General features: G+C 41.3%; 20 protein-coding genes. 8 read left to right on the forward strand and 12 right to left on the reverse strand.

Going from position 1 to position 18,183, the window contains the following annotated elements:
* The first annotated feature begins 7 nt into the window (after nucleotides 1-7).
* Both AOX59_RS00525 and AOX59_RS00530 read left to right on the forward strand, forming a co-directional pair.
* Entirely contained in the window at nucleotides 8-1,228 is a 1,221-nt protein-coding gene (locus tag AOX59_RS00525; protein ID WP_068448055.1) for an NAD(P)/FAD-dependent oxidoreductase, read from the forward strand.
* A gap of 138 nt (nucleotides 1,229-1,366) precedes the next feature.
* Nucleotides 1,367-1,678, forward strand: coding sequence for a YuiB family protein (locus AOX59_RS00530; RefSeq protein ID WP_068440301.1), 312 nt, complete (start codon nucleotides 1,367-1,369; stop codon nucleotides 1,676-1,678).
* Between the two features lie 202 nt (nucleotides 1,679-1,880).
* On the opposite strand, the gene AOX59_RS00535 is transcribed toward AOX59_RS00530, so the two are convergent.
* From AOX59_RS00535 to AOX59_RS00545, 3 genes are read right to left on the reverse strand one after another with little or no spacing between them, the layout of a single operon-like run.
* Complete coding sequence (locus tag AOX59_RS00535) at nucleotides 1,881-3,080, reverse strand: DUF4129 domain-containing protein (protein WP_068440304.1); 1,200 nt, start codon at nucleotides 3,078-3,080, stop codon at nucleotides 1,881-1,883.
* Nucleotides 3,073-4,260 (reverse strand): DUF58 domain-containing protein, encoded by a 1,188-nt coding sequence (locus tag AOX59_RS00540; protein ID WP_068440307.1) that lies wholly within the window; start codon nucleotides 4,258-4,260, stop codon nucleotides 3,073-3,075. The genes AOX59_RS00535 and AOX59_RS00540 overlap by 8 nt, the downstream gene beginning before the upstream one ends.
* Entirely contained in the window at nucleotides 4,260-5,210 is a 951-nt protein-coding gene (locus tag AOX59_RS00545; RefSeq protein WP_068440310.1) for an AAA family ATPase, read from the reverse strand. The genes AOX59_RS00540 and AOX59_RS00545 overlap by 1 nt, the downstream gene beginning before the upstream one ends.
* Nucleotides 5,211-5,631: 421 nt before the next feature.
* Here AOX59_RS00545 and AOX59_RS00550 point away from each other — a divergent pair, with 421 nt between their 5' ends.
* Complete coding sequence (locus AOX59_RS00550) at nucleotides 5,632-6,288, forward strand: 3D domain-containing protein (RefSeq protein WP_082684071.1); 657 nt, start codon at nucleotides 5,632-5,634, stop codon at nucleotides 6,286-6,288.
* 213 nt (nucleotides 6,289-6,501) lie between these two features.
* Here AOX59_RS00550 and AOX59_RS00555 read toward each other — a convergent pair whose 3' ends face one another.
* The 3 genes from AOX59_RS00555 to deoD form a co-directional block, all read right to left on the reverse strand.
* The gene (locus AOX59_RS00555; protein ID WP_068440316.1) at nucleotides 6,502-6,975 is read right to left on the reverse strand and encodes a divergent PAP2 family protein; all 474 of its coding nucleotides are present in this window, start codon (nucleotides 6,973-6,975) and stop codon (nucleotides 6,502-6,504) included.
* A 109-nt stretch (nucleotides 6,976-7,084) separates the two neighbouring features.
* Nucleotides 7,085-7,681 (reverse strand): biotin transporter BioY, encoded by a 597-nt coding sequence (locus AOX59_RS00560; RefSeq protein ID WP_068440319.1) that lies wholly within the window; start codon nucleotides 7,679-7,681, stop codon nucleotides 7,085-7,087.
* 539 nt (nucleotides 7,682-8,220) lie between these two features.
* Nucleotides 8,221-8,928 (reverse strand): purine-nucleoside phosphorylase, encoded by a 708-nt coding sequence (gene deoD / locus AOX59_RS00565; protein ID WP_068440322.1) that lies wholly within the window; start codon nucleotides 8,926-8,928, stop codon nucleotides 8,221-8,223.
* 210 nt (nucleotides 8,929-9,138) lie between these two features.
* On the opposite strand from deoD, the gene AOX59_RS00570 reads away from it, so the two are divergent.
* Nucleotides 9,139-9,402: a phosphocarrier protein HPr gene (locus AOX59_RS00570; protein ID WP_068440324.1), complete on the forward strand. Its 264-nt coding sequence runs from the start codon at nucleotides 9,139-9,141 to the stop codon at nucleotides 9,400-9,402.
* 184 nt (nucleotides 9,403-9,586) lie between these two features.
* Here AOX59_RS00570 and kapB read toward each other — a convergent pair whose 3' ends face one another.
* The gene (gene kapB / locus AOX59_RS00575) at nucleotides 9,587-9,979 is read right to left on the reverse strand and encodes a kinase-associated lipoprotein KapB (protein WP_068440328.1); all 393 of its coding nucleotides are present in this window, start codon (nucleotides 9,977-9,979) and stop codon (nucleotides 9,587-9,589) included.
* Nucleotides 9,980-10,170: 191 nt separating this feature from the next.
* On the opposite strand from kapB, the gene AOX59_RS00580 reads away from it, so the two are divergent.
* Both AOX59_RS00580 and AOX59_RS00585 read left to right on the forward strand, forming a co-directional pair.
* A complete protein-coding gene (locus AOX59_RS00580) occupies nucleotides 10,171-10,353 on the forward strand; it encodes an OPA3 family protein (protein ID WP_068440331.1) in 183 nt (60 codons plus the stop codon).
* An 87-nt stretch (nucleotides 10,354-10,440) separates the two neighbouring features.
* Nucleotides 10,441-11,025 carry a superoxide dismutase family protein gene (locus AOX59_RS00585; protein WP_068440334.1) on the forward strand — a complete coding sequence of 195 codons (585 nt, stop codon included), beginning with the start codon at nucleotides 10,441-10,443 and terminating at the stop codon, nucleotides 11,023-11,025.
* Between the two features lie 145 nt (nucleotides 11,026-11,170).
* Here the strand turns inward: AOX59_RS00585 and AOX59_RS00590 are convergent, their stop codons facing one another.
* The 3 genes from AOX59_RS00590 to yugI form a co-directional block, all read right to left on the reverse strand.
* A complete protein-coding gene (locus AOX59_RS00590) occupies nucleotides 11,171-12,340 on the reverse strand; it encodes a MalY/PatB family protein (RefSeq protein WP_068440337.1) in 1,170 nt (389 codons plus the stop codon).
* Nucleotides 12,341-12,583: 243 nt separating this feature from the next.
* Nucleotides 12,584-13,924 carry a glucose-6-phosphate isomerase gene (locus AOX59_RS00595; protein WP_068440340.1) on the reverse strand — a complete coding sequence of 447 codons (1,341 nt, stop codon included), beginning with the start codon at nucleotides 13,922-13,924 and terminating at the stop codon, nucleotides 12,584-12,586.
* Between the two features lie 138 nt (nucleotides 13,925-14,062).
* Nucleotides 14,063-14,449: a S1 domain-containing post-transcriptional regulator GSP13 gene (gene yugI, locus AOX59_RS00600; RefSeq protein ID WP_068440342.1), complete on the reverse strand. Its 387-nt coding sequence runs from the start codon at nucleotides 14,447-14,449 to the stop codon at nucleotides 14,063-14,065.
* A gap of 116 nt (nucleotides 14,450-14,565) precedes the next feature.
* On the opposite strand from yugI, the gene AOX59_RS00605 reads away from it, so the two are divergent.
* Complete coding sequence (locus AOX59_RS00605) at nucleotides 14,566-14,964, forward strand: YugN family protein (RefSeq protein WP_068440345.1); 399 nt, start codon at nucleotides 14,566-14,568, stop codon at nucleotides 14,962-14,964.
* On the opposite strand, the gene AOX59_RS00610 is transcribed toward AOX59_RS00605, so the two are convergent.
* Both AOX59_RS00610 and AOX59_RS00615 read right to left on the reverse strand, forming a co-directional pair.
* Nucleotides 14,950-15,948, reverse strand: coding sequence for a potassium channel family protein (locus AOX59_RS00610; RefSeq protein WP_068440348.1), 999 nt, complete (start codon nucleotides 15,946-15,948; stop codon nucleotides 14,950-14,952). The genes AOX59_RS00605 and AOX59_RS00610 overlap by 15 nt on opposite strands.
* A gap of 125 nt (nucleotides 15,949-16,073) precedes the next feature.
* On the reverse strand, nucleotides 16,074-16,637 hold the full coding sequence (locus AOX59_RS00615) for a thioredoxin family protein (protein ID WP_068440351.1): 564 nt from the start codon (nucleotides 16,635-16,637) through the stop codon (nucleotides 16,074-16,076).
* 339 nt (nucleotides 16,638-16,976) lie between these two features.
* Here AOX59_RS00615 and AOX59_RS00620 point away from each other — a divergent pair, with 339 nt between their 5' ends.
* Nucleotides 16,977-18,032, forward strand: a complete 1,056-nt coding sequence (locus tag AOX59_RS00620; protein ID WP_068440354.1) for a M20/M25/M40 family metallo-hydrolase — start codon at nucleotides 16,977-16,979, stop codon at nucleotides 18,030-18,032.
* Nucleotides 18,033-18,183 lie beyond the last annotated feature (151 nt).

Below are 18,183 nucleotides of genomic sequence, written 5' to 3' on the forward strand. Positions count from 1 at the left end.
TTATATGATGAAGAAACCGGATATTGTCATTTTAGGTGCCGGTTATGGAGGAATCATGACGGCACTTAAGCTGCAGAAAATGCTCAACGTAAATGAAGCGGCCATCACGCTTGTTAATAAATATGATTATCACTATCAGACTACCTGGCTGCATGAAAATGCGGCCGGTACGCTGCATCATGACCGTACGAGGATTCCAATCAATGATGTTATAAATACAGACAAAGTGCAGTTTATTTTGGATACTGTCGTCTCAATAAAACCTGATAAAAAGAAGGTTAAACTGGAAAACGGTGATTTGAACTACGATATACTTGTTATCGGTTTAGGGTTTGAAGCAGAAACGTTTGGCATACCCGGGTTAAAGGAAAATGCATTTACGATTGGAGATATTGATAGCGCAAGGCTGATCAGGGAACATCTTAAATACAACTTTGCCATGTATCATCATGAAAATTGCAAGAACCTGGGCAGACTCAATATCGTTGTCGGAGGCGGGGGATTTACCGGTGTTGAATTTCTGGGTGAATTGGCCAACCGGATTCCAGAGCTATGTGAAGAATACGATATTAACAAATCAATGGTGCGGCTTATCAATATTGAAAGAGAAACGACTGTTTTGCCGGGGTTTGACTCGCAACTGGCCGAATATGCGATGTCGTCACTTGAATCACGCGGGGTTGAATTTATTACTGGAGCGGATTTTAAGAAGTGTGAACCTGATCGTATTGTATATGAAAAAGACGGCAAAGAAGTGTCAATACCCACATATACAACAATTTGGACTGCAGGCGTGCGTGCTAATTCCATTGTAGAAGAATCCGGATTTGATCATAATCAAGGCAAAATTGATGTTTGCCCTGACCTGCGTGCACCCGGATACGATGATATATTTGCAATCGGTGATTGTGCATTGATAATGGATAGAGCAACGAATACACCTTATCCGCCAACAGCGCAAATCGCCGTTCAGCAATCCGACACGGCTGCCCGCAATATTACGGCACTTGTACAGGGAACAGGAGAACTGACTGAATTTGAACCGCATATGCTTGGAACGGTTGCATCGCTCGGCAACAACGACGCGATCGGTGACGTTTTTAATAACAGGAAATTGTTTGGTTGGAAAGCGGTAATCATGAAAAAAATAATTGAAAATCGCTATCTGTTTAAATTAGGCGGTTGGGGCCTTTTGATGCGCAAAGGGAAATTTAATATTTTTTACTAGACCGTGTTGTGTGAGTTTGCTTTCTTTCTATTTCATTTAACAAGCAGTGGGGGATGAGAGAAGATTCCCCCTGATTGAAGATTCACTGAAGTTATTATAAAATGATTGCTGTATGCATTGGTGAAGGGAGATACAGCGTTGATACAGTTTGTCGTTTCCATATTGTTGTTTTTTGTCATATTTTTTGGACTGGCATTTATTTTAAACATGCTTTTGCGCAGCACCTGGCTTATGGCGGTAATTTATCCGATAATTGTTTTAATGATTGTGGACAATATATCAACAGCAAATTATTTTACTGGTCCGGGAGAGGCTTTCAGCACAGCTTTCTCCAGATTGACAGAAATAACCATTGCTGATATAAGCATCTTGGGTGCAGGCTTTATTGGCACCATTGTTTCCGGATTTGTGATCAAATTTTTGCGTAAAAACGGGTATCAGATGTTTTAGCTGGTTGGAAAAAAGGCGTTAACCTGCATGCAGCAGGTTAACGCCTTTTTTATCCCGCATGTAACTGGGAGTAAGCCCCCCACCTCGAATGTTCGGGTATACGATGAAGCTTAGGTGGGGGATCAACTGCCAGTAAATATCCGATTCTGTTCATCTAACAATCAGTGGGGAAGAAAGAACCCCCACTGATTGAAGATTCACTTTATTGATATTTTGATATGAGGTAGTCAAGCAGATTATGAATCGTCTTACGTTCATCCTTTGTTAAATTTTTTTCTCCGTATCTTACCTTTTGATATAAATCAAGATGAGCAGGATTTAAATTCAATCGGTCAAACCATTCTTCAATCGTTTCTGACGGGTTTCTGCCTAATCGTTTACGATGAGCCTGTTGTTCAAACTTGAGAACTTTTTTTCTAATCGGATCGTTCGGCCGGGTGAATAAAGCCCTATCTCGGAAAAGCTGGCTCCCTTTTGGTGCTGATTCGATGGGGGAAGTGGAAATAGGTGAGTCATTGCTGCCATGCTTCTCTACAGTGTTATTTCCCGCAAATTTTTTCCGGTAAAGAAATATTGTCACTGCAATAATTGCCATTACAACCAGTAAGATTGTCCACCAATTAATCATATCAATGCCGCCATTATAGGAGCTGGTCTTGTCAGTCTGTTCACTCAGTTCATCCATATTTTCACCAAATTTGGTTGCGGCTTGTTTAATCGTTTCATCGTCCACCATATCCTGTAAAAAACGGAAGTCCACACCTAACTTATCAGCAGTACCGGCAATGCCCAGTACTGTGTATTCAAACAATGCACCAATACCTGAAAAAGTAATACCTATCAGCCTGGTGACGAAAGGATAGAAACCATATATCAGTGCCGCACCGGCTAGAAGTAATAAGAGAAAAACTCCTAGCGTCAAGCTTGTTCTCATTGGCTTATTGGGTATTTCGGTTTCTGTCATTAAATGCCCCCAGTACCCGCCTCCAGTTATCAATATTTGAAAAATGGCCATCCAGACCAGATTTGAATAATTAAAAAATATAATTCCGATGAAAAGCATGAGCATTGTTAACACTAGAACTGTCATCTGGTTATCAGACGGCCCTTTATTATGCCGCCATGTTATAAATATAATCCACAGCAGTACGACAACAAGTGGATAGTGAAGTATATAATACATCAAGCAGAATATTAATAAAATGACGGGTATATAAACAGCATAGTTTTTGCTGATTCGTAAACTTAAATCAAACAGAATGATGCAAAGGCCTGTTATAAGCAAATAGCTCCAAAACGGAATAGGCTTCTGGCTGACTGCAAAAATCGGTATGAGGAAAAAATAAAACAGGATTGATTCAGAGAATAACTGACTATATATAACGATACGAAGGTTAGCCATACATATCTTTTCCTTTTATAAACGGGTCTATGTGAGAGTCGGATATATGATATAAACGGTGGCCCTTGCTCGTTAATTTATTTATAATATCATAATTGGTTTCATCGAATTCACCAATCAAAATAATCATACGTGGTTGTATGTGTGATTGGTGCAACTGGTAAAGGACGTTTTGAATTGGTTGAATCATATACTCCGTTCCAATGCGAGTTATAAGATTCAATAGGCGTTTTAAATGATTGATATCGCGACCGCCGGGTAAATGAACGGAACCATATTCATTCACATAAATTTCGACTTCGTAGCCTCTTTGGATAAGGATGTTGCATATATACGCTGTTTTGGAGAGGATCTCCTCCAGCATCGGGCTGGTGTATAAGTTCCCCAATGGGCTTTTTTCCGAAATGTTTACAAGAATTGTCCAAACCATGTGATGATTGCGTTCGTATGTTTTCGTCTGCAGTTTTTGCATTTTAGCGCTTGCTTTCCAGTGAATCCGGTGGAAGGGATCAGACGTTGTATAATCCCTTGTTCCCATTGGCTGCAGTATATCTTCAAATTGTGAAAGTGTTGTTATATCCTGACCGAGGTACTGGTTTCGGATGTCTTTAATGAATTTTATTGGCTGATAATTCGGATAAACGATTAGTTCATGGTGTAGAGGTTCTGTGTATGTAAGTGTAAAATATTCAAAGTTCAACAAGTGTGGAAATGTCAATCGGATATGTTTAATTCGTCCAGCTCCCCGTTTAATAGCCTTCAACGGAATACTTATAGACACTTTACTTTTGCCTGAGATTGAAACAGGGACACGATATTCATTGTAGCCTTGCCGTGTGGTATGTAAATAGTCGTTATTTAAGACATGGCCTTTTGTTGAGAACAACAGGAAGCCATTAATATATGGAATTAATGAATTGTTTTTTATCGTCAGGTTCAACTCTATCGATTCACCCGGAAATGCTCTGAAGGACTGGTCAAGCATATCCATGGTTAGTTTTTGGGCGATCTGCCGATTATATAACTTCAGCCCAATCAGATAGACACTTATAATTCCAATGAACATAAACGCAAGTCGCCGGTCAAGATAGATGCTTACAACTAGCAGCAAAATGGTCAGAGCCAGAATAATATCGTGCTCAAACTTTTTATTTGTGGTTAAATCTTTTTTCCATTGCATTATCGCATTGACCCCGCTTCCACGGGCACTTCGACAGATTCAATCACTTCTCTGACGACTTCGGACTTATCACGGCGAATCGAGCTGTCCATGGTCAGTATGATGCGATGTTCAAAAACAAAGCGAGCAATCACCTTGATGTCATGTGGTTTGACAAAATCACGTCCATTCATGAATGCATGAGCCTGGCCTGCACGCATCAATGCCAGGGCAGCACGTGAACCCACACCAAGTTCAATCGCCTGGTGCTTCCGTGTTTGACGAACAAGCTGAAGCAAATAATCCAGGACTATGTCCGATAGATTCACTTGCCGCACTTGCTGTTGCAGGGAATTAATGGCATCCGCCGATAAAAGGGGCAGTATCTCATCAAATGGATCATTGGTGCGCTGATTCAGTAAAATTTCTTTTTCTTGTTCGAGCGTCGGATAATTCATTGTTATTTTCATCAGGAAACGGTCCAATTGTGCTTCAGGGAGTGGAAAGGTCCCCTGGCTTGATTCAATTGGATTTTGGGTTGCTATAACAAAAAACGGTGAAGGGATTTTGACCGTTGTCCCATCAATTGTTGTTTGCTGCTCTTCCATTACTTCCAGCAGGCTGGATTGTGTCCGCGGTGTTGCACGATTAATCTCGTCAGCCAGTAAAATGTTTGTCTCAACGGGACCTCTTAACAGTTCAAAGTCCTGTGTTTTCGGGTTAAAGAATCTGATACCGGTAACGTCACTGGGAAGAACATCAGGTGTAAATTGGATACGGCTGAATTGACCATCTATGACCTTGGCGAAAGTTTTCGCTATTTTTGTTTTTCCTGAGCCCGGGACACTTTCCAGTATGACATGTCCGCCGGCAATGAGAGCAACGAATACTAAGTCGATGGCGTCTTTTTGCCCGATAATCGTTCGGTTAACTGTTTCTTTTGCCTGTGTAAGTCTTTGGAAAGTATCCATGTAAGATGCCCCTTTTTTGGATATGTAAATATTTGCTTTATTATATCACAAAATATTAAGTATTTTTATACCGCATGTAAGGGACAGTAATCCGGCAAAGAACGGCAGCCAATTATCTCTATATGTACAATTTTGTTCAGGCCTGCAGGACGTGGGTCTCGGGAGACATTGCAACGGATACCACTGAATAAAGTTTCACATTACGCAATTAGCCATAAATTGTATTGCCTGTTGTATAATCTTATGTAATTTTTAGAATTTAGTCGTATATAAATTGGCATTTTGGTAACACTGTTCAAATAGGCAGTTATTTCAGGGTGAACGTCTGTCAGAATAACTTTTCTGATTGTACCAGTAAAATTAAAATACTGCCGGAAAGGTGTTATCATTGAATAGAATTCCGTTATTTAGAAGATTTGCGGTGTCTCTGTTACTTTTAGGGACATTATTCGTAACATTTTCATCGATTTCAAATGTTACGGTGACGGATGTGAAGGCTTGGGTTGCTGAGGAAAAGTCAGCATCAGTCGTCACGTCTGCCGATCAAGCTGAACATAAAGAGGTTACTTTAGAAAAAAAAGGATTAAATGTAGAAGAGCAGGCGGAAAGATATATTTCGAGTGAGCGTATTGAAGGACCTGAAACATTGGAAGAGTATGTGAATACAGAACAATATCCGAGTGCGACTGTTATGGCAACAGGTTATACCGCCGGAGTGGAATCGACAGGTAAAACCCCGGATCATCCGGAATATGGTGTGACGTATTCGGGCGTGAAGGTTAAACGAGACTTGTACTCTACGATTGCAGCGGATTTGGATGTTTTTCCAATCGGAACTGTCCTGTATATTCCGGATTATGGGTATGGAGTTGTCGCGGATAAAGGCGGTGCCATTAACGGCAACAAAATCGATTTATATTATGAAACGGTTGAAGATGTCTATTCTGAATGGGGAAAGAAAGAGGTTGAAGTTTATATCATTGAAAAAGGTGACGGAAAGCTGACCGAAGAAGTTCTGAACAATCTGAACGAAAATGAGTCCATGCAAGTGTTCCGGAACCGGATTAATGAAAGCTAAAATGTAAAAAGCCGCTTCACAATAGAGTGCAGCGGCTTTCTCGATTACAAATTGTTTTGTGGAAAAGATTGATGATCCGAGGCGTCGTGTGAAAGCGGCGAACCGTCGAATTGGAAGGTTCCAAACGTCCAATTAAATCCCCCGGACAATGACGGGGGCAGGCGAAAAGTTCGAAAAAAGCTTTTTGTTAAAGACAAAGTGAAAGCCGGTCTTTTAATAAAATTGATAAAGAAAAAAGGCAATGGCCACGCCGGATAATCCGCCAAAAAACACTTCAATTGGCTGATGACCGAGCAATTCCTTCAGTTCTTTGCGTTTTTGATAGATTTCTTTTCGATTCCAGTCTTTGGCGCCTTCCATAAAGTATTGGAAATCCTCGACCAGCTGATTGATTACAATCGCCTGCTCACCCGCCTGTCTGCGAACACCGGAAGCATCAAACATGGTGATCACACTGAATACGGCAGCGATGGCAAACACAACCGAATTCGCTCCTTCTACAATACCGACACTTGTTGTCAGTGCAGCGACTGCAGCGGAATGGCTGCTTGGCATACCCCCCGTTGAAAAGGCGAGACCGGGTTTGAATTCTCTTGTCGCCATCAGCCGGATTGGAATTTTAATAACTTGCGCAAAAACAATTGCAGATAATGCCGCCCATAACGGGAAGTTTGCAAAAAAGTCCATGAATGGAGGTACATCCTCTCTGTTGTTCTCTAACTGTAAATAGCTAAATATATTTTAGCATAATCAGTGCTTGTTTGAACAAAAGAAAGAATAAACGCTTTTTTATTATTTAAGTTTTTACGGTCAAAAGCCATCTTGATGGGATACGTTTCGCAAGGCTCACCATAAATAGAGCGGCCAGAAACGCGAGTCCTGTATCTTTTATCAAAAATGGAATCATGCTCCCCCATGCAACAGCGTAAGAAATGTTTAGTTCGAGCCAGGTATTCATGGCTAGGTACATATACGTTACACCAATACCGTAATTGAATGCCAGTCCGACAATCGATGCCAGTCCATATATTGGAATTGACGGTTTATTGCTCCCCTCGGCAACCAAACCTGCGAAAAATGCCACGAATATGAAAGAAATAATAAATCCGCCGGTCGGGGAGATCAGCTGCATCGGGCCTGCTGTCATTTGAGCAAATACCGGAACACCTGACATACCGACTAAAATATATGTAATCATAGAAATAGCTCCAAGCTTTTTGCCAAGCATCAAACCGGCTATAGTAGCGAAAAATGTTTGCAAAGATATTGGGACGGTCGCACCCCCGATTGGCACAGCAAGCATCGGAAACCAAACCGTAATGTTTGCTCCGATTGCCATCAGGCATACAAACACTGCACCAAATGTTAAATCAATTGTGCGTAGTTTTTTCAATTTCACCCCTCCTTGTATATCAATGATAATAAACAGAATCTTAAAGATTGTCAACCCATTAAAAAAATGGTTAACAATAGTAGGCGAAGCTAAACCTTAGGCATCCTTGAACGAGGAAGGGAGAAACGACCGGAAACGATGGAGCGTCGATCAGAGTGAAGGAATATAAACCTGAATGGAAAGCAAGTAACCCTAAGTAAAACCGCAGAAATCAATCGTCAGTAATGTTTGAGGTAGCTCTTGATAACCGGCGGGAAGCGCAGTGATTACAGGCTGGTTATTATAAAAGCAACAATAAGAGAAAAATAAAAAAGCCTTCGTTTCGCAAAGGCTGTGCGATTCATGAATTTGTACTAATGGGCAATAAAGTTAATCTGCTCCATCTTATTTTATCCCGCATGTAACTGGCAGTAAGGACCCCCACCTCAAATGTTCGCGTATACGATGAAGATTAGGTGGGGGGATGGCTACCAGTAAATGTCCGATTCGTTCATCTAACAATCAGTGGGGGAGAAAGAACCCCCACACTGATTGAAGATTCACTTTATGGCCGTATCAAGCGCAACTTCCATCATGTCATGGAATGTTGTCTGGCGTTCTTCAGCTGTGGTTTCTTCACCGGTCAGAATATGGTCGGATACTGTCAAAATGGTAAGTGCCTGGCGGTTAAATTTCGCTGCAAGGGTGTATAATGCCGTTGTTTCCATCTCAACAGCGAGCACGTTATAATGAGCCAGAAGTTCATTGACTTCTTTGGCATTATCACGATAGAATGTGTCGCTCGTGAATACGTTTCCGACGCGTAAATTAAGCCCTTGTTCCTTGCCGGTATCATACGCATTTTTCAGCAGTTCAAAATCGGCGAGCGGTGCATAGTCTATGCCGTTGAATATCATCCGGTTCATTTGTGAATCGGTTGTTGCGCCTTGAGCCAGAATCACGTCACGGACTTTGACATCGTTTTGAATGGCACCGCAAGTTCCGACCCGGATCAACTTTTGCACATCGTATTCTTGAATTAACTCATTAACGTAAATTGATATGGATGGCACACCCATGCCGGTTCCCTGTACGGAAATACGTTCACCCTTATATGTACCGGTGAAACCATACATGCCGCGCACCTGGTTATATTGGGTCACTTCTTCGAGGAAATTTTCTGCGATGAATTTTGCTCTGAGCGGATCTCCGGGCAGCAAAATTTTATCAGCTATCTCACCTTTATTGGCGCCAATATGAACACTCATCTATGAATAGCCCCCTTCATACAAACACATTGTAGAATTAAGGTACCATATCGTTTCGTTAAAAACAAATATCACAAAAATGTCACAGGATTCATGGCTTTTTGATTTCAATATACATAAATTTTGTATATAATAAAACTTGAGGTATCGTATTTCTGAATTGAAAGGAATACATACATTAGGAATTTATTTTTGGAAGGATGAAAATCGATGCAGGAAAAAACATTTACGATTACGGCAGATACAGGGGTGCATGCTCGTCCAGCGACGTTACTGGTAAATAAAGCGGGACAGTTTGAATCTGAAATTGAAATTTCATATAACGGTAAAGATGTTAACCTGAAATCAATCATGGGCGTTATGTCTCTTGGCATACCGAAAGGCGCTGAAGTGAAAATCACCACAAATGGCGGAGATGAAGAAGAAGCGATTAAAGGTGTTACCGAGGTAGTTAACGAGCATTTGGGCGAATAAAGTGAAACTTCAATCAGTGGGGTTTTTCCACTGATTGTTAGTTGAACAGAATCGGACATTTAGGGACAGTTAACCGCGGTTCTTTGGCGGTTTACTGTCCATTACATGCGGGATAAAAATCTGACTGCCATATTTTTGCATATTGAAAATGGAGCTTTGGGAAAGATCCCTCAGCTCCATTTTATTATTTATAATAGTGTTTTGTATAAGTGTTTTCTGCCAGGTCTTCAATCTGTTTAAGAGACTGCCGGTTGAACGCGGTATCTTGCCCGGAAAGTTGCTGTTTTATATCGCTGACTGCTTTCTGAAGTGATTCCTGATAGTCCGGCATTTCACCATCAAAGCTTTTGACGGCTGATTTCACGACATTCATTTTTTCATAATGGGCAAGGGCTTTTCGTTCCTGGAAAACCACATCCTCTGTTTCGCCCGGGTTATGCAAGTCGCCTTGCATCGGGTGTTTTGCAACCGCATGAACTTTTACTAAATAGCGTTCACCGCGGTCTTCCAGCACTTCACCTATGTACTTGCCTGAATTGTATTTGACCTGAACAATTTCTCCAATGGAAATTGACATATCGCACAGACCTCCTTTACGCCATTGTGCCAAATTTATATCAGATTAGCCAATGGTTCGTTTTTGTTTTGGCATGTTCAGGATGGATGCTATAATGAATTTAAATTGCGTGTTCAAAAGTAGAATAACAAGGACGGATGTGTCATTGTTACCGAACTTTTTGAACAGCCTCCTAAAGGAAGTGATTGAAAATGGGAATGGAATTTCTTTACTTTCCGGAAGATAAAACGGAGTATATTCCTGCTATTATCGTACTGATTATTTTTGCGATTGGGGCAGGCGTAGTCATGTATTTTTTTATAAAACACTCCAAAAAAGAAGCGGATAAAACAGATGAGCATTATCAGCAAAATATAGATAAAAGGGAAGAGTGAAGCAGGCTTATTTAAAAATGAGCCTGTTTATTTTTTGTCTGTCCTGCAGATACTTAAGAATAAAGCATCTGCAAAGGAGCAGCATTTATGAGAAAGGTACTGTTTATTATTTTATTTCTATTCATAACGGCTTGTCAGGGTAATAATGAAACATCCCGGACGGTGGATATGTATAACACTTCGGCTGATATGATTGGCACGGCTCAACTGACAGAAGGCGATGGCGGTTTGGATGTAAAGTTAAAGCTGGAAGGGCTTGAGCCCGGTTATCATGGCATACATGTCCACGAATATCCAAAATGTGATCAGCCGGATTTCACCACTGCCGGCAGTCATTTCAATCCTGATGGGAACGAGCATGGATTAATGCATCCTGAAGGCTCACATTTAGGTGATTTACCGAATGTTGAGGCAGATTCGGGAGGGCTTGTGGATGCTGAATTGATGCTTCCGGAAGCGACATTAACAGACGGGAAAAAATCTTTGCTGAGCGGTGAAGGCACCTCACTGATTATTCATGAACAACAGGATGACGGTGTGAGTCAGCCGGGCGGAGAATCCGGCCCCCGAATAGCATGCGGAATTATAGCCAAAGATGAAAAAAAGTCAGCTGAAACACCAACAGAAACACCAACAGACCCGACTGATTTTAATCAGGATCAGGAAGAGTAAATGAAGTCATTTGTTGAATCGATATTGCCATAATACAGAAAAGGGCAGCCACTTGAATGGCCGCCCTTTTTGCTGTTTTTAACTGTACATAGTTAGTAGAGTATAACACTTATTTTAATTCTTTGAGTTGAGATGGGAAGTTATCCTACCTGTTGTTTACGGCTTTGATAAGACGGTTTACGCCTTCTTCAAGGGTTTCACGCGGGCAGGCGATATTCATTCGCATAAACATTTCACCTTCGTCACCATAGTCTATTCCTGCGTTCAAGCCGACTTTGGCGGTTTGGTTCATAAATGATTTTAAATCTTCACTGTTCAGTTGTAATTGGCTGCAGTCAATCCAGAGCAAATAAGTGCCTTCTGACCGGGTGACAGTCAATACATCTGTTTTTTCTTCCAACATAGCTGTTACATATTTTTTATGTTCCTCAAGGACACTTAGAAGTTCATCAAGCCATTCGGCGCCATGCTTATAGACGGCTTCCATGGCTGTGTTCCCCATCGTGTTGATATGGTTATGCCCCTGCTTAAGCAGCTGGTTATCCAGCTTTTCTTTTGTTTCTTTATCAGATGTAATAATATAAGACGCCTGCAATCCGGCTAAATTAAATGTTTTTGACGGTGACATAAATGTAATTGTCTTTTTTGCAATCTCGTCTGAAAGGGAGGCGAGCGGAAAATGTGTATTGCCCGGATAAATCAAGTCCGCATGAATCTCATCGGACAGAATCAGGACATCATACTTCAGGCAAAGGCGCGCCATCTCCTGTAGTTCTTCTTTTGTCCAGACACGTCCGACCGGATTGTGGGGTGAGCACAGAATAAACGCCGAGACGCCTTGCTTTAATTTCGCTTCAAAATCTTCAAAGTCAATATGGTAATAATGATCTTTTTGCTGAAGCGGATTTTTTACCACATTGCGTTCATGTGCTTCGATTACGCTATAAAAGGGCGTATATACAGGGGTTTGGACCAGGATGTTGTCCCCCGGTTCAGTGAAAGCCTGCACCGCCATATGCAAACTGGCCACAACGCCCGGACTGAATGAGAGCCATTCCTTATTGATTTCCCAATTGTGACGCTTTGATATCCAATTGATAATCGGATTTTTGATGTCATCATCAATAATTGTGTAGCCATATATTCCATGTTTTGCACGTTCAATGAGGGCATCATTGACTGCCTTGGGTGCCTGAAAATCCATATCAGCTACCCACATTGGGAGGACATCGTCAGATTGAAAGACAACATGTCGCATATCCCATTTAACAGAACGTGTTTTTTCACGGTTATGTACCTTTTTAAAATTTTCCATGTTAACCCTCCTGCAAAATAAAAAAGCTTGATTTATATTATACTTGATTTCAGGAGATAGGTTAAGTTATTGCCCTCAGGCGAAGACAAAAAAAGAGCAAGGCATTTATTGTTTCAATGCCTTGCTTACAGGGGGAATACGAGAAAGTCTTACATTTACAGTGTTACCCCGTATGCGAAAATATAAACATTAACCGCGAAAAAAACCTGAGATTTTTTTCCTCTATGAAATCAATTAATTCGTTTATTGTTTCAAGCGCTTCTCTAACTGTTCTTTTTCATCTTCAAAACTGGGCTTGCCTAGAAGGGCGAACATATTTTTCTTATAGGCTTCAACGCCTGGCTGATCAAATGGATTAACACCGAGCAATAGGGCGCTTACGGCACATGCTTTTTCAAAGAAGTAGGCGAGATATCCGAACGTATAAGCATCGAGTGCCGGTACATCAATGATTAGATTTGGGACAGCACCATCCGTATGCGCCAGTAATGTGCCCTCATATGCTTTTTCGTTAATTTCATCAATTGTTTTTCCGGCGAGATAATTGAGCCCGTCAGCGTTTTCTGCGTCCTCTTCCAATGTGATATCCTTCTTCGGATGGTTCACATGCAGGACTGTTTCAAAGAGGTCGCGCCGCCCGTCCTGAATATATTGACCCATCGAATGCAGGTCGGTGGTGAAGTTGGCTGATGCCGGGAAAATCCCTTTCTGATCTTTGCCTTCACTTTCGCCAAAAAGCTGTTTCCACCATTCACTGAAATATTGCAGGTGCGGTTCGTAGTTAATGAGCATTTCAACCGTTTTGCCTTTATTGTATAAAATATTCCGTACAACCGCATATTGGTAGGCAGGGTTCTTGCTCAAACCCGGCTCATCAAGCTCTTTCATCGCTGATTCGGCGCCCTTCATCATGTCGTCAATGGAAATACCGCTTGCAGCAATTGGCAGGAGCCCGACTGCTGTCAGTACTGAAAAGCGCCCGCCGACATCATCAGGTATGACAAATGTCTCGTATCCTTCTTTGTCGGCAGCAGTTTTAAGCGCGCCTTTTTCCTTGTCGGTAGTGGCGTATATCCGATTTTTAGCGTTTTCTTTTCCATATTTATCTTCCAGGAATTTACGGAAAATGCGGAAGGCAATCGCAGGCTCGGTTGTTGTACCGCTTTTGGAAATGACGTTAATCGATACATCTTTGTTTTTCAGGATGTCGAATAGTTCGCTGATATAAGTAGAACTCATATGATGCCCGACAAATATAACATGTGGTGTATCATTTAACATGTTCCGGAATGAATGGCTGAGCATTTCAATAGCTGCCCGGGCGCCCAGGTACGAGCCGCCGATGCCTATCACGAGTAGAACATCCGAATCGTTTTTGATTTTGTCAGCTGCCGACTTTACCCGTGCAAATTCTTCCCGGTCGTAGTTTTCCGGCAGATCAACCCAGCCAAGAAAATCGTTGCCCTGAGAGGTTTTTTCATGAAGTGATTGATGTGCTGATTCAACGTAGTCTGATAGATAATCGAGCTCATGCTGGCTGAAGAAATTCATTGCTTTATTATAGGAAAAATTAATATGTGTCAAAGTGTGATGCCTCCTTCATTGTCTGCTCTTTTTACTGTACCCGAATTGAGACTGCTAAATCAAGAATATAAAGCTTTGCCGCAAGCCATTACAAAAAAAGCTTTTCACGTTTGCTTACGTAAAAAGCTCTTTAATTCATTAATTGCGGAACGTTCCTTCACGTTCTTCTGACTGTTTGATCCACTGATCGAGTTTGTCTTTCAGTGTATTAAATCCATTATTTGCATTATCTTCCTGTTTTACTGTGTCATTTTTCTTGTTGTCAGGACGATTTTTAGGCACTTCCTGAGTGGCACGAATTGAAAGGGATACTTTATTATTTTCCGCATCCACGTTCAAAATTTTCACTTGCACTTCGTTACCGACAGCTAAATGATCATTAACATCTTTTACATAGCCGTGCGTGATTTCGGAAATATGAACTAAACCCTGTGTTTCATCGTCAAGGGCAACAAAAGCACCATATGGCTGGATTCCTGTCACTTTACCTTCTAAAACCTGGCCTGCTTCAAACTTGTCTGTCATGCTGAACACTCCTATAAATTATTCGATTCTTTTCACACAATAAAACATTTTAGCATAAGTTCCAAATCTGAGCAAAACATAAATTGTAAAAGGTTTTTAAAAAAGGAGACCGGGGCATGATTCGATTGCAATCCAACATTGAAAATACTATATATCCGTTATTCGTGCTGGAAGAGAGGCTTAAACCGGGCGGGGACATCATAGCGGCAAACTGGGATTATATAAACGAAGTTGTGGAACTTACGATTGAGGACCAAGGACACCATTATGTATTAAGAATACCATTTTATGCTGTTGCTGGTTCACTGAACTATCCTGGTGTGACAGTAAGGGTCGATCAGCCATATATACTTGATTATAAAGGTGAGACAAGGAACGGTAGAGGGACGGATGAAGGGACCTCGCCTGCTGGAAGCAAGTTTCAGTCATCAGTCAATTTGCCGGATGCACCGGAATTACATCTGACAGGCGAAAGAATCATGAGAAATATAGAACAATTGCTATTGCCAGGATGACAGGATAATCAGTGTATCCTCCGTTCCAAGTGTGATTTCTGAAGGGTTCATCAGCCAATCATTGTCGCGGATAATACCCAATAATATTTCATGGTTTTCCAGAAAGAAGGGTACTGCTTTTTTAAAGGAACTGCCTTCCAGTTCTTCCGGAAGTTTAATATGGGAGAATTGCTGGTCGTTTAACAAATTTAATACCGTTTCAAATGGTCTTGTATCTTTTTTATGGAAAAGTTCGTGATAAAAAAGTGTGCTCATAAAGTCATTCGAGCTGATAACAGTATCAGCACCTGCTCTGATGGCATTTTCAACCTGGCTGATGGTGAGGATTTCAGTATTAATCGGGATATCCTGATTGTTCCCGCGGACAGCTATGGTTGTCAGTATCGTATTGATATCGGCTTTCCGCTCTTCTATTGTAACATCTGAACTGATTAACACTGATTCTGCATCCTGAATATTAGCTTGTACCAATACAGCGTCCTCACTTGGATCACCATGAATAAAGTGAACAGGATAATGCCGGTATTGCAGCTTATCTAGTGTACGGTCAATCAGAACAAGTTCCTGATTCGAATCCTTATCCGCTATCATTTCCACCAGCTGTCTGGTCCGCTCATTCCAGCCGATAACAACGATATGATTTTTACCATTAAATGAAACTTTCCCCTCTGACAAGTCGTTCTCGTGATTAATCGTTTTCGTAGCAAATGTGGTAAGAAAAAAAGTCAAAAGTCCTCCTCCGGACAAAATAAGTAATATCCCAATGATCCTTCCGGGAACCGTAAGAGGGACATAATCGCCATAACCGACTGTTGCTCCAGTTACAAAAGCCCACCATACGCCATCGAAAACCGAGGGGAATTGCTGGGGTTCGACAAGCCGGATCACTGTTCCAAACAGCATCATCACCACAAAGACTGACAATAAAAGTCTGACAACTATCGGCATCCGGTAGAAAATATGTTTAAACATCTCAAGATTCATTTTGTCACCTTTGTCCCTTATATTTAGTGGGAAGAGCAGGATCTCCCACTGAATAAAGTTTCACTTTACATATAGTATGGACAAAGGGCATAAATCAATATACACAGTCTGGCTGGGCAGTCATTCTAAAGGTTTGCTTCTTTATCTAATGTGGCTTTAATACTGTTGTAGACGTCCTGCCAGAAATTAGTATTGTCTCTGAAGGTTTTTGATATGAACAGATACATTTCTTTTGCTTTTTCACTATAATTTTCGTCATCTTTGGACGGCAATTGATTGGTTGATTCATCAACAAACTCCTGAATTTTATCGGCGTGCGGGCCCCATTTCGCTACCCTTTTTCCGGATTCATCGATAAAAATGAAAATCGGGATCGAACGGGATTTGCCGTTCGTTAAATACTGATCCATCAGTTCAAGATTATCATCACGAAGAAGAACTTTAACCGGCATGTTCGCCTGTTCTGATATATGAAGCAAAATTGGGATGTTCAGCATCGCATCACCGCACCAGTCTTCGGTTAGAACAATCACACGCAAATTTTTATCAGCCAGTTTTCGGTTAAATTCATTGTCTTCAGGCGGTTTGAAGCCATCATAAATATGTAAGAGATTGTCTTTATTTTCATCCATTGCTTCAATATACGTATCGGGATCCATCCCTTTTTCATACCATTGATTCAAATCCATCAGTCGTTCACTCCTTTTCGATTTCTTTCTAAAGTCTACCCAATAAATGACAGACCGTAAACAAAAGTGCTTTCTCTTTCAATATTGCGAGCATTTAGTTTGTTAAAGTCATTTACCCCGTTTTGCAGAGACATTTTCATATAAAGTGAATCTTCAATCAATGGGGGTTTTCTCCCCCACTGATTGTTAGATGAACGAATCGGACATTTACTGGCAGCTATCCCCCCACCTAATCTTCATCGTGTACTCGACTATTTGAGGTGGGGGTTTTACTGCCAGTTACATGCGGGATAAAATCTGCTATGATGAAAGGGTGATTCCAAGCAAGGAGGTATATTCATGGGAGAGACAGACACAAATTTTTTAATGGAACTTTTGAACACACCGTCTCCATCCAGCAGTGAGATGGCTATTCAAAAAAAATGGATTGAGTATGTTAAAGAATATGCAGATGAAATCAGAACAGATAATGCCGGGAACGCTTTCGGTGTACTGAATCCGGATGCACCCTTCAAGGTGCTGCTTGCAGGCCATTGTGATGAAATTGCGCTCGTCATCAATCGTATCGATGATAAGGGTTTTTTGCATTTTGATAAAATGGGTGGCATCAATCCGAAAGCTGCTGTTGGATTGAAAGTGACGATTCTTGGTTTCGGCAATGAACTCACCGGTGTAATAGGTGTCAACGCTCAGCATCATGGCGGCTTGAAAGATGATTTTGGCCTGGAAGACTTGTTTATTGATTGTGGCTATAAATCAAAAGAGGAAGCGGAAAAAAATGTGCAGATAGGGGACCTGGCTGTTTATAAAACGGAACCGGAAGTATTGATGGAACGTTATGTATCCGGACGCGGTCTTGACAATCGGACAGGCGCGTTCATCGCAGCTGAAGTATTAAAACGGTTGTCAGAAAAAGGCTGTCGCGTCGGGGTATATGCAGCCAGCACCGTGAATGAAGAAACAAATATGGGTGGTGCCTATTTTGCAGCTGCAGGCATTCAACCGACAATGGCGATTGCCTGTGATGTCACATTCGCTACAGATTATCCCGGTGTTGATCAAAATAAACACGGCGATGTCAAATTGGAAGGCGGACCAGTGCTTGCAAAAGGCGCACCAATAAATATTAAGATCAATCAGCTGCTTGAAAAAACCGCCAGAAAACTAAACATGAAAGTACAGTATGAATTGACACCAAGCATGACCGGAACCGATGCTGACCGCATGCGATTCACTGGTAAAGGGGTGCCTGTGTCGCTTGTTTCCCTGCCATTGCGATACATGCATTCACCGGTTGAAACATCTAGTCTGAAAGATATTGATGAAGAAATTGAATTGCTTGTAACGATGATTTCTGATCTGACAGGGGATGAAAGCCTGAACCCGCTCGATTAAAAATGTATATTTAAAGGACAGCCTCTAAAACCGAAAAATCAAAAGTAACCTCAAACTCAACCCGGGTTTGAGGTTTTTTAGGCTGTAAGTACTGGCATGAACTCATGTGTTTCTAGATCTTTTGACCCAAAAATTTATATTTTTCATCCGA

The sequence above is a fragment of the Lentibacillus amyloliquefaciens genome, assembly GCF_001307805.1.
Taxonomy (GTDB): Bacteria; Bacillota; Bacilli; order Bacillales; family Amphibacillaceae; genus Lentibacillus; species Lentibacillus amyloliquefaciens.